This is a genomic window from Polynucleobacter sp. 35-46-11 (assembly GCF_002281105.1).
Genome location: NZ_NCFJ01000056.1, coordinates 1 through 11,597, shown reverse-complemented (window position 1 = coordinate 11,597; position 11,597 = coordinate 1). Strand labels below are relative to the sequence as shown.

The window sequence follows — 11,597 nt, the reverse complement described above, 5'->3', positions numbered from 1 at the left end:
GCCTTTGCCAAACGTAGTGGTATGACGGAGGCTAAGATATTTTCAGTCAACTTCAGTCGATTGTCTTCGTCATTAAATAATTCATCGCAACTGAAGCTCCCATCGACCTCGACTGCACCCAACCAATCAATATGAATAACTTCACCCTCAGTCCAGTAACTACTAGCTTGCAGGACTGCTGGGCCCGAGAGGCCTTTGTGAGTCAAGAGCAAGTCTTCATTAAAGCGGCAAGCACCATAACGATTGCCTTTTGATCCTGCGGCAATTCGAACCGGCAAACTGAGGCCAGATAAGGCCGTTAGATGATCAAATTCTCCAGAGGTAAAGGAGAGTGGCACTAATGCGGGGCGTGGATGGACTACATTCAATCCAAACTGCTTGGCGATATCTAAAGAGTATGCCGTGGCCCCAATAGCAGGGACTGGTAGGCCCCCTGTTGCCATGACCACAGAACGCGCGCGCTCAGTGCCAGCATTGGTTGTAACACTCCATATCCCTGCCTCATGAGAAATGGACTGCACTGTAACTGGATGACGAATATCAACATATCCCTTGGCGCATTCACTCAATAGCATCTCAATAATCTGCTTAGCAGAGTCATCGCAAAATAATTGCCCCTGATGTTTCTCGTGATAAGCAATTCGGTATGACTGTACGAGCTGAATAAATTCTTTTGCGGGATAGCGAGATAAAGCACTTTTTACAAAGTGCGGATTTAAGGAGAGAAAATTAGCTGGACTGCTGTGGAGATTGGTAAAGTTGCATCGCCCTCCGCCACTGATACGAATTTTTTCACACAAGACATCTGCATGGTCCAGTACTAAGACTTTTTTGCCTAACTGGCCAGCAACTCCCGCGCAGAATAGTCCGGCTGCACCACCACCGATGATGATGGCATCCCAAGATTTACTCATGACTTACTTAAAGCGCTCAATAACATCGGCTGGCAAGTTTAGTTTTTGCATATGCAAACGGGTATAGGCTTGGCGGAAGTTCTTGGTCATCGAGATCATGACGGAAGCAGTCCAGGCAAAAGCAAACATCCCGGAGAAAGCAATGATGATCGCCAGCATCTTCCAACCTTTTGGCAGGAGGTCGTCCATAAAACCCATTGCGGTATAGGTGCTGCCACTAAATAAAATACTCTCACCCAAATTTGGCAAGAGATTAAAAGCTTTGAGGGCAATCCCCCAGAGAATGATTTCAAAGATGTGCGTGAGAAATAAACAGAGCACGCTGATATAAAACACGATAGCTACTGAAGAGTACTTATGCTCCGAAAGATATAAGAATGATTTCACCTCATAGCGTTTCGCAATTTGAAGTAAAGCAAGACCATGTACCAACATCACCACTAAAAGCATGGCAATGCCAAACAAATAGGCCGGTAGGTCTAGTTCGGAGCTGAGGGATATGGTGTTGGAAATAGTCATGGTGTCTGTACGCCTATTTTACCGTTCTCATGAACCTACTAGGCCAACTGATACCAGTTACGAATGACGTCCCAAGCTTCTTGAGCGGTTTCAACAAAGTGGATTAAATCCACATCTGGCTGCTCAATCACCCCATGCTCAAGCATCTGGTGGAAGTTAATCACCTCCTGCCAGAATGTCTTACCCACTAAGATGATCGGAAATCGATCCACCTTCTTCGTCTGCATTAAGGTGAGCACCTCAAAGAGTTCGTCAAAAGAACCAAAACCCCCTGGATAAGCCACAATCGCCCTCGCCCTGAGCATGAAGTGCATCTTGCGAATAGCAAAATAATGAAAGCGGAAACTTAAACCGGGTGTGAGATAGGGATTGGGATACTGCTCTCGCGGTAAGCTGATGTTAAAACCAATCGTCTCATCCCCCGCCTCAAACGCACCACGATTGGCAGCCTCCATAATTCCAGGCCCGCCACCAGTGGCGATGTGTAGCTTATTTCGATTCTCAGATTGCGTAGCGTTATAGCCAGCAACAATTGCCCCAAACTCCCTTGCCGAATCGTAGTACTTGCAATGCAGTAATGCTCTTTTAGCTTCTGCTACAGCCTCTGGAGTTTTGGCATTCTTCTCTAGCTCTCGCGCTGCTTCACAGTTAATAAAACGAGTGGAACCAAATACAGTAATCGTGTGCTCAATACCTCGCTCATGCAATAAGATCTCTGGCTTTAACAACTCCAACTGAAAACGCAAGCCTAAAGTTTCACGACGAGCTAAAAAGGCTTGGTCATCAAAAGCAAATCGATAGGAGTCTTCAGAACTCTTTTCCTCCAACTGGCTTTTCTGAAGATTCAGAAAATCAGTGATAGTTTGAGAATTATTGATCGGGAGACTTGGGCTCATATTTGGACCTCTAGATACAGCAACAGAAAGGGTAATAGTACCTAGAATATTGCATTCATTCACTGATGGGGCTTATTCCAATTTACTAGCAGCCCTAGAAACCTTAATATGAGAGGAAATAGAGCTTGGTTTGCTACAGCTCTTTAATCACTTTTTTATCCACTTTGCATATGAATACACTCAACCCTTCCCTGCTGAGCACTTTTGTTCCAACCGGCACCTTGCGAGTTGGTATTAATTTAGGCAACCCTCTTTTGGCTAGCTTGGATGGCAACTCAGGGGATCCCAAAGGGATTACTGTGGATATAGCAAATTACATTGCTACCAAGCTACAACTACCTATTACGTTTACCTCCTATCCAATGGCAGGAGCTACTGTTGAGGCAGTTAAATCAAATGAGGTGGACTTGGTATTTGTAGCAATCGACCCGGTTCGTGGGGCCGATATCAGCTACACCCCTGCCTATATTCAGATTGAAGGCGCCTATATGGTGAAAGACACTTCACCACTCACTAAAAATGAAGATGTAGATGCAGTAGGTAATGAAATTGTTGTTGGTAAAGGTAGTGCATACGACCTTTACCTTACTCGAGAAATCAAACACGCTAGTCTGCTACGTTCTGCTAATTCTCAAGCTGTGGTGGATGACTTTATGAAGGGCATTGGAAACGTTGCCGCTGGAGTTAAACAACAATTAGAAAGTGATGCCCTGCGCTACGATGGTTTACGTATGCTACCCGGACGATTTATGGTGATCAATCAGGCCATTGGCATTCCTAAGGCACGTGTTGATTTTGAAAAAACCAATGCCTACCTTAGTAGCGAGATTCAAGAACTCAAGGACTCAGGATTTATCGCAGAGGCCATGTTGCGTCACCAAGTACAGGGCGCTAAGGTAGCCGAATAAGCCTCAACAAGAATAGGTATGTAGACGCTCCGGAATAATCACGTTTTTCCACTCCAGTTCGTCACGAATGGTCTGAGCCAAGACGGCCGACGCCTCCGGTTCACCGTGCACAACAAATACGGATTTGGGTGCCGACTCAAAGCCACGCAGCCAATCCAATAAGCCAGCCTGATCAGCATGAGCGGATAAACCGCCAATCGTATGAACAGATGCACGAACTTGAACCTCTTCACCAAAGAGTCGCACTTTAGCTGCCTTATCTACCAAGCGACGACCTAAGCTACCATAAGCCTGAAAGCCCGTAATCACGATCGCATTTTGTGCCCGTGGCAAGTTATTTTGTAGATGATGAACGATACGACCTGCATCGCACATGCCGCTTGCTGAAATAATGATCGCCCCACCCTTAATCTTATTGAGGGCTTTCGACTCCTCTACATCCGCAATGAATCTCAGATCAACTGCACCAGGATTTTTCTTAAACCATTCAAAGGTAGATTGAGACTCTTTATCTAATTGCGCAAAAAAGCGTTGGGTCAAATGAGTGGCCGCAGTTGCCATCGGTGAGTCCACCCAAATGCTGAGATGGGGCAATAAATTGCGCCTTACTAGATCAATCAATAGAAACAGCATCTCCTGTGTACGACCTACTGCAAAGGCGGGAATAATAATATTTCCATGGGCACTCAGAGTGCTGGTGACCACTTCAATTAATTCAGACTCTGTATCAGATAAAGTTTTATGCAAGCGGTCACCATAAGTTGACTCCACCACTACTACATCGGCTTGAGCAATTCTGGCAGGATCGGGCATCAATAACTTACCCTTCATCCCAATATCCCCAGAAAACACACAGCGCTTTTTCTGGGCATGATCCTCGGTAATGTCGATTACAGCAATCGCCGATCCCAGAATATGTCCCGCATTTAGAAACTCTAAATGAATTCCCTTACAAAGCTCGACATGTTCTCCGTAAGACAACACTTCACATTGCCCGAGCGCAAGATCAGCCTCTTCCATTGAGTACAGCGCTACCGGTAAGTCCCCACGCCACTTACCCGCTTTTTGCCTACGCTCTGCCCGCTCGACATCAGAGCGCTGAAGGTGAGCACTATCTGGCAACAAAATCTTGAGTAACTCATAGGTGGCATCTGTACAGTAGATCGGGCCAGAAAATCCTTGGGCACACAGTCTTGGCAATAGGCCGCTATGGTCAATATGCGCATGAGTCAGCACTACAAAATCGATTTCTTTGGGAGAAAACGGCAAAGGCTCCAGATTCTTAAAGCTGGCCTCGCGCCCACCCTGGAACATACCAAAGTCCACAATGAACCGGACTTCACGTCCGCCAACAGTAGCCTCTACAGAATGTCTTGAGCCTGTAACCTCACCCGCTGCACCGAGAAATTGTATTTTCATTACTTAAGCATACTCTCGATAAAATCGATTGTTAAGCCACCTTTAAGAGCGATACTATTCAAATGAGCATTCCTTCCGAACTGAGATCTCTCGAGCTTGTTACTCGACTCAAGCGAGCACCCTCAGAACATAAAGGGAATGCTGGCAAAGTCTTGATGGTTGGTGGCGCACCCGGCATGGCTGGGGCACTGTTGCTCTCCGGTAGCGCAGCACTTCACTTAGGAGCTGGCTGGACCATTTTGGAGATGCTAGATCCAACAGCTGCTCATGCAATGCCAGAACAGGCAGAGTTGATGGTGCGCTTAGCGAGCTTTAATGCCCAAGAACAACTCGAAGCTACTGCTCCCGATGTCATTGCGATTGGCCCAGGCCTTGGTTTTTCAGCGCTCGCAAGAGATTGGTTGGTTGCCGCACTGCACTACCCAAATGTGCCCGTGGTGATTGATGCCGATGCACTCAATTTAATTGCCGATACCCCTGAGTACTTAGATCTTCTCATGCAACGTAATCAAGTCTATCCAGGCATGAGTGTTCTCACCCCGCACCCAGGAGAGGCTGCACACCTGCTCAATACGACAAGCGATGTTGTGCAAGCAAATCGTTTGGCCGCATTATCAGACCTCATCAGACTCACCAACTCCATCGTTGTACTCAAGGGTCAACATACACTGATAGCCTCACCTCTTAATGCAGCTATGCAGTGCCAACAAGGAAATCCTGGTATGGCTGTCGGTGGCATGGGGGATGTATTAACGGGTAGCATTGCTGCTATTGCCGCTCAAGGCCTTCGCCATAATCTCAATTTATGGGAAGCGAGCTGTATTGGGGTTCAGCTTCATGCATCTGCAGCAGATAGCTTGGTGGCCAAGCAAATTGGTCCTATTGGACTTACTCCAACAGAGGTTATTTTGGAGATGCGGAGCTTGCTCAATAAACTGTTATAAAACTGCATGCCATCCGCTAGCGAAACTCTTCATCACCGTCGTTATATTTACGGCCTCTTAATGGCCGGCTTAGGTTCTGTACTTTTTTCCGGAAAAGCGATTCTCATTAAGCTCGCCTTTAGCTACGGTGCAAATGCAGAAACTTTGATTGCTTTACGCATGTTGATAGCCCTCCCTCTCTTCTGGGGGATTTTTTGGTGGCACTCACGTAAACAGTTCATGAGCCCCCTCACTTGGCGAGATCAAGTGAAGATATTTTTTCTGGGATTCATGGGTTACTTTCTATCCAGCTATCTCGACTTTCTGGGTCTTCAATATATCTCCGTTGGATTGGAACGCATTGTTCTGTATCTCACTCCAACCATCGTGCTCTTGATTTCTTATTTTGTTCTCAATAAATCCATTAGTCGTTTGCAGTGGTACGCGCTTGCTGTTGGATATCTTGGTGTCATTGCGGTATTTATCCAGGATGCCAGCTCCACCGGCACCTTGGCAGTGCTCGGCATGTTACTGGTCTTTGCAAGTGCATGCTCCTATGCGATCTACATGATTGGCTCTGGAGAAATGGTGAAGCGTGTGGGTAGCGTACGCTTAGTGGTCTATGCCAGCTCTGCCTCTGCACTTCTCAGTGTGATTCAGATTCTGATTTACGAACCTTCGGCTGTATTTACGCAAGTGCAGCAGATCTATTGGCTCAGCCTTCTCAATGCAAGCCTTTGCACAGTCATTCCAATGCTCTTGATCATGATTGCAATCAACCGTATTGGCTCACCCTTAGTTGCTCAAGCCGGAATACTCGGCCCTGTCTCAACACTCTTTATGGGATGGCTTGTACTCTCCGAGCCGATTACCTGGATTCAGATTATTGGGATGAGCTTGGTGATGGGGGCAATGTGGTTACTAGTACGTAACGATGGCACTAGCAAGCAAAAAGAGTCGAGCTCAACAAAGCCTTTAGACCTTGAGGGATCTGACCCCCTCAATTAGTCCTTGAGTTAAAACCGAGAATTTATTGTTGAGGAGCAGCAGGCTGAGGAGTTGCTGGTTGTTGAGCTGCTTTTGCTTTTTTCTTCGATTTTTTCTTAGACTTCTTCTCTGCTTTCTTATCCTTCAGGGACTTCTTAGCACCCTTCTTGCTAGCTTTCTCTACTTGAGCAGCAGGTGCTGCAGCAGGAGCAGCTAGTGGCGCTGGGGCTGTTACTGGGTCTGCCGCCATTACGCTCAAAGGTGACAAACCAATTGAGGCAGAAATGAGGGTAGCAAAAAACAGTTTTACAAAGCGGGCAGGCATTAAAACTCCAAAATGTTTGTGGATAATTTGATAATACTCAATTATTTACCATTCATTCCTCATTTACCCAGGACCTGCCCATGAACTCTTTTCCATCTGATATTTACACAGAACCGCAGGGATACTCAGTCAATACCCTGGAAAACTTAGGCCCCCTCACCCGCCTTGCTGGCATCTGGGAAGGCCAACGAGGATTGGATATCAAACCAAAAGCTGAGGGACCAAAGAAGCAGGTCTATACCGAACGTATTGAGATGCAGCCAATTGATCCGCAAACCAATGGGCCGCAGCTGTTTTATGGATTGCGCTATCACCTTCACATTACCAAACCAGACCAAGTAAAGACTTATCATGATCAAGTTGGGTATTGGCTTTGGGAGCCCGCAACCGGGCTGATCGTTCACACCCTTACCATCCCACGAGGCATGGTCACTATGGCAACAGGAAAAGCTTCCGCCAATGCAACTCAGTTTGAGTGTGTAGCCAAAATTGATGATCCAACTGCTGGTATCTCATCCAGCCCTTTTCTAGACTATGCCTTCAAAACAATTGAGTACCGCATCATGGTAACCATCTTGGAAGATGGCACTTGGTCTTATGAGCAAGACACAGTGATGATGATCAAAGGCCAAACCGAAGCCTTTCATCATCTAGACACCAATGTACTGACAAAGGTAGGCGAAGCGACACCCAACCCTCTAGCTTTAGACGTAATGAAAAAGCCGTCCTAAGACGGCCTTTCGGATTGAATCTTTGTTACCTAAGCTGGCTGAGCTTCAGTCTCAGTAATTTTTTCTAGAGCAGCAGCAAGATGACCAACTGTGCGATCAATATGTGCCAATTTTTCTAGGCCAAATAAACCAATTCGGAAAGTGCGGAAGTCTGGACGCTCATCACACTGCAGTGGCACGCCAGCAGCAGTTTGTAAACCCAGAGCAATAAACTTCTTACCAGACTGAATATCAGGGTCCTTGGTATAGCTCACTACTACGCCAGGAGACTGAAAGCCTTTTGCTGAAACTGAGTGGTAGCCATTCGATACCAATAAGGCACGAACCTTTTCACCCAACTCTTGCTGCTTAGCTTTGAGTGCTGCGAAACCTAGAGACTGGGTTTCTTTCATCACATTGCGCAAAATTTTGAGCGCATCTGTTGGCATGGTGGTGTGATACACGTGACCACCCTTTTCGTAGGCTTCCATGATTTGGAGCCACTTCTTCAAGTCCATTGAAAAGCTGCTACTTTGTGTAGCGTCAATACGCTCGCGCGCCCTGTCGCCCATAGCAATCAACGCACAGCAAGGCGAGCTACTCCAGCCTTTTTGTGGCGCCGTAATGACTACGTCAACATTACAAGCCTTCATATCTACCCACATTGCACCAGAGGCGATGCAATCGAGCACAAACAAACCATTCACTGAACGAACTGCTTCGCCGACAGCCTTGAGATAGTCGTCCGGCAAAATAATTCCGGCAGATGTTTCTACATGGGGAGCAAAAACCACTGCTGGCTTTTCTTTCTTAATGAAAGCAACCACCTCTTCAATAGGCGCTGGAGCAAACACACCCTGAGCGGTATCTTCTAATTGCTTACCTTTGATAACGGTAATGTCTTGGGTAATGTTGGCGAGATCAAAAATCTGCGTCCAACGATAGCTAAACCAACCATTGCGTAATACGAGGCACTTTTGATTATTGGCAAATTGGCGGGCAACTGCTTCCATACCAAAGGTGCCGCTACCTGGAACAATTACTGCAGAGCTAGCGTTGTAAGCATCTTTCAAAACACTAGAGATATCCACCATGACTTTTTTGAACTCTTCAGACATGTGGTTTAGCGAACGATCGGTATAAACGACCGAAAACTCTAATAGACCGTCTGGATCAACATTCGGGAGTAAGCCTGGCATAGTAATTTCCTAGTAAATCGTATGATTAGGACTAAATGATACCGATTTAGCACTCTTTAGGTGGTGAAGCTTTGAAAATCGGCTTTTTCAGCAAATAAAGGGGGTTATGCACTTTTCCGTGCCGTGGAGGAAACCAATATTCCGACCACAATCAGGACAAAAGCTAGACCATGGAACAACTGAGGCGGATCCCCCAAAATTGCAGCTGAGAACAGTGCTGTGAATAAGGGGATCAGGTTGGCAAAGAAAGCTGCCACCGTGGGTCCGGCACCATTTACCCCTAAACCCCAGCAGCGATAGGCAATTAATGATGGGCCGATTGCCACAAAAACGATTAATGCCCCAGTCCAGTAGTTGAGATCAATAAAGGCATGCCCCGTGGCAATCTCGACCCCCTCAAATAACATCGTCCACATAAATCCAATGAAAACCTGGGCCATTAAAAACTCAGCCCACGGCCACTGACGCTCAGTACTCTCTCCTGGACGGCTAATCATCCAACTATAGAAGGCCCAAAGAATCGTTGCCAACATGATGAATAAATCACCCATCACCACTTCCATACTTAACAGGCTAGCAGGCTCACCACGCGTTAACACCACAGTGACGCCCACTAAAGAAACAAGCGCCCCCAGCATTTGTAATAGCGTTGGTTTCACTTGATATAAAACAGCGCCAATCAAAAGCATCCAGATCGGCATACTGGCCCCAATCAGGGTGACATTAATAGCCGTCGAGGTCTGCAGGGCAAGATAGAGGAGCACGTTATAGCTACCGACCCCCAATAAACCTAAGACCAGAAAACGGCTTTTGTTTTGCCAAAGCGCGCTGCTTGGCTTAAAAATTTTCCAGCCAAAGGGTAGCAAGATCAAGGCTGCTAAACCCCAGCGAACCGCACTTAGGGTGATCGGGGAAATACTCCCCACCAACACCCTCCCAGCTATTGCATTACCCGCCCAAAAAATGGTGGCAAGCGTTAAATAAAAGACGGTCGACAGGGTTAATTGAGGCATTCAGAAGGATTTGACTAGGTAAGTGGGGCTTATTGAGCCCTAAGAAGGACTTTAACAAAGCATTGTAGAAACAAATGTCCGGTATTGCTAAGATAGAGCTTAGATTAGCATCGGCCATCTGGCATCAGCAACATACAAAGGGGTTTTAGTGGAAATCATCACCAATATTGAAGATTTGCGGGTTTTACATCAAAAGCGCACCCCCAAGATGTTCTATGACTACGCAGATTCTGGTTCATGGACTGAGTCTACTTACCGATCTAACGAATCCGATTTTCAGAAAATCAAACTGCGTCAACGTGTTGCAGTGAATATGACTAACCGCACTACCAAAACCACGATGGTGGGTCAAGAGGTGGCAATGCCTGTTGCGCTGGCTCCAACTGGCCTAACTGGCATGCAATATGCCGATGGTGAAATTCTGGCTGCGCGTGCCGCAGAAAAATTTGGTGTTCCCTTCTGCTTATCCACTATGAGCATTTGCTCTATTGAAGATGTCGCAGAACGAACCACTAAACCTTTTTGGTTCCAGCTTTATGTCATGAAAGACCGCGGTTTTATTGAGCGTCTAATTGAACGTGCCAAAGCAGCAAAATGCTCTGCTCTCGTGCTCACTCTGGATTTACAAATCCTAGGACAACGTCACAAAGATTTAAAAAATGGTTTGTCCGCACCTCCAAAGCTGACGCTTACCAACATCATGGATATGATGACGAAGCCACGCTGGTGCATGGGCATGGCTATGACCCCGCGCAGAACCTTTCGCAATATTGTTGGTCACGCAACTGGTGTTGGCAATATGTCCTCCCTCTCCTCATGGACCGCTGAGCAGTTTGACCCAGGCCTGAGCTGGGATGATGTGGAGTGGATTAAAAAACTCTGGGGTGGCAAGCTCATCATTAAAGGGATTTTGGATGAAGATGATGCTCGCTTAGCGGTTAACTCCGGCGCAGATGCCTTGATTGTCTCCAATCATGGTGGACGTCAGTTAGACGGCGCTATCTCCAGCATTAAAGCTTTACCAGGGATCGTCAATGCAGTTGGCAATGACATTGAGGTTTGGATGGATGGTGGTATTCGATCTGGTCAAGATGTATTGAAGGCTTGGGCACTCGGTGCACGTGGCACCATGATCGGTCGCCCCTTCCTCTATGGCTTGGGTGCCATGGGTGAGGCTGGTGTGACTAAGTGTCTTGAGATCATTCATAAGGAACTGGATATCACAATGGCCTTCACTGGGCATCGCGACATTCAAAATGTAACTAAAGATATCTTGTATCCAGGGACTTTTTAATATTCCACACCTCGCCAATTACCCCGAAATTAAATTGATTTGAAACATAATCTGAATGCTGTGCATAACCCCGCACTCTCTATAGGTGGTAAAAAATGAAACGTGTTGTAGACGTATATAAAGATCGAGGTCGTGAACTGGTTTGGACTTATGTCATTCACCTTGGCAATGTTGATTTTCATCCAGCCCAAATTGACTTTGAACAAGAGGCTCTGAGACTTTCTCAGCTTGATAAGCGCGGAACTCTGAACGAACTCAGCGCCAAAGCGAGACTTTCCGTTCGATAAATTTCACACTGACTCTGATATATGAAACCCTTAAGTAAAAAAGCTAAGATGGCAGTTGGATGGACGATCTTGATGACTGTTATCGGCACTGCCATGCTGCATCAATGGGAATTCTTTGCCATGGGTTGCGCTTCCATTGCGCTACTACTCCTTGCAAACCACTACGATCTATTGAAAGATCCTGAGGACAAAAAATAAGGCCC

General features: G+C 46.5%; 14 protein-coding genes. 7 read left to right on the top strand and 7 right to left on the bottom strand.

The features are described 5' to 3' along the window. From B7Y67_RS06520 to B7Y67_RS06510, 3 genes are all read right to left on the bottom strand, one after another. The coding region (locus B7Y67_RS06520; RefSeq protein ID WP_293597946.1) for an aminoacetone oxidase family FAD-binding enzyme at window positions 1-914 on the bottom strand (914 nt) is incomplete at its 3' end. A gap of 3 nt (window positions 915-917) precedes the next feature. Then, the gene (locus tag B7Y67_RS06515; protein WP_215301094.1) at window positions 918-1,433 is read right to left on the bottom strand and encodes a hypothetical protein; all 516 of its coding nucleotides are present in this window, start codon (window positions 1,431-1,433) and stop codon (window positions 918-920) included. Between the two features lie 38 nt (window positions 1,434-1,471). Then, window positions 1,472-2,329, bottom strand: a complete 858-nt coding sequence (locus B7Y67_RS06510; RefSeq protein WP_293597945.1) for an LOG family protein — start codon at window positions 2,327-2,329, stop codon at window positions 1,472-1,474. A 170-nt stretch (window positions 2,330-2,499) separates the two neighbouring features. On the opposite strand from B7Y67_RS06510, the gene B7Y67_RS06505 reads away from it, so the two are divergent. Continuing rightward, a complete protein-coding gene (locus B7Y67_RS06505) occupies window positions 2,500-3,237 on the top strand; it encodes an ABC transporter substrate-binding protein (RefSeq protein ID WP_293597944.1) in 738 nt (245 codons plus the stop codon). Window positions 3,238-3,240: 3 nt separating this feature from the next. Here the strand turns inward: B7Y67_RS06505 and B7Y67_RS06500 are convergent, their stop codons facing one another. Then, entirely contained in the window at window positions 3,241-4,656 is a 1,416-nt protein-coding gene (locus B7Y67_RS06500; RefSeq protein ID WP_293597943.1) for an MBL fold metallo-hydrolase RNA specificity domain-containing protein, read from the bottom strand. Window positions 4,657-4,718: 62 nt separating this feature from the next. Between B7Y67_RS06500 and B7Y67_RS06495 the strand changes: the two genes are divergently transcribed. Both B7Y67_RS06495 and B7Y67_RS06490 read left to right on the top strand, forming a co-directional pair. Further along, window positions 4,719-5,600 carry an NAD(P)H-hydrate dehydratase gene (locus B7Y67_RS06495; protein WP_293597942.1) on the top strand — a complete coding sequence of 294 codons (882 nt, stop codon included), beginning with the start codon at window positions 4,719-4,721 and terminating at the stop codon, window positions 5,598-5,600. A 6-nt stretch (window positions 5,601-5,606) separates the two neighbouring features. Beyond that, window positions 5,607-6,587, top strand: a complete 981-nt coding sequence (locus B7Y67_RS06490) for a DMT family transporter (RefSeq protein WP_293597941.1) — start codon at window positions 5,607-5,609, stop codon at window positions 6,585-6,587. Window positions 6,588-6,609: 22 nt separating this feature from the next. Here B7Y67_RS06490 and B7Y67_RS06485 read toward each other — a convergent pair whose 3' ends face one another. Beyond that, window positions 6,610-6,891 carry a protein tyrosine phosphatase gene (locus tag B7Y67_RS06485; protein WP_293597940.1) on the bottom strand — a complete coding sequence of 94 codons (282 nt, stop codon included), beginning with the start codon at window positions 6,889-6,891 and terminating at the stop codon, window positions 6,610-6,612. Between the two features lie 80 nt (window positions 6,892-6,971). On the opposite strand from B7Y67_RS06485, the gene B7Y67_RS06480 reads away from it, so the two are divergent. Continuing rightward, the gene (locus B7Y67_RS06480) at window positions 6,972-7,622 is read left to right on the top strand and encodes a heme-binding beta-barrel domain-containing protein (protein ID WP_293597939.1); all 651 of its coding nucleotides are present in this window, start codon (window positions 6,972-6,974) and stop codon (window positions 7,620-7,622) included. A gap of 29 nt (window positions 7,623-7,651) precedes the next feature. Here B7Y67_RS06480 and B7Y67_RS06475 read toward each other — a convergent pair whose 3' ends face one another. Both B7Y67_RS06475 and B7Y67_RS06470 read right to left on the bottom strand, forming a co-directional pair. Continuing rightward, window positions 7,652-8,800, bottom strand: coding sequence for an aminotransferase class V-fold PLP-dependent enzyme (locus tag B7Y67_RS06475; protein ID WP_215301109.1), 1,149 nt, complete (start codon window positions 8,798-8,800; stop codon window positions 7,652-7,654). A 104-nt stretch (window positions 8,801-8,904) separates the two neighbouring features. Continuing rightward, on the bottom strand, window positions 8,905-9,813 hold the full coding sequence (locus tag B7Y67_RS06470) for a DMT family transporter (RefSeq protein ID WP_293597938.1): 909 nt from the start codon (window positions 9,811-9,813) through the stop codon (window positions 8,905-8,907). A 148-nt stretch (window positions 9,814-9,961) separates the two neighbouring features. Here B7Y67_RS06470 and B7Y67_RS06465 point away from each other — a divergent pair, with 148 nt between their 5' ends. The 3 genes from B7Y67_RS06465 to B7Y67_RS06455 all read left to right on the top strand — a co-directional run bounded on the left by B7Y67_RS06465 (window position 9,962) and on the right by B7Y67_RS06455 (window position 11,592). Further along, window positions 9,962-11,107 (top strand): alpha-hydroxy acid oxidase, encoded by a 1,146-nt coding sequence (locus B7Y67_RS06465; protein ID WP_293597937.1) that lies wholly within the window; start codon window positions 9,962-9,964, stop codon window positions 11,105-11,107. Window positions 11,108-11,202: 95 nt separating this feature from the next. Beyond that, complete coding sequence (locus B7Y67_RS06460) at window positions 11,203-11,394, top strand: hypothetical protein (protein WP_215301115.1); 192 nt, start codon at window positions 11,203-11,205, stop codon at window positions 11,392-11,394. A 21-nt stretch (window positions 11,395-11,415) separates the two neighbouring features. Then, complete coding sequence (locus B7Y67_RS06455; protein WP_215301116.1) at window positions 11,416-11,592, top strand: hypothetical protein; 177 nt, start codon at window positions 11,416-11,418, stop codon at window positions 11,590-11,592. Window positions 11,593-11,597 lie beyond the last annotated feature (5 nt).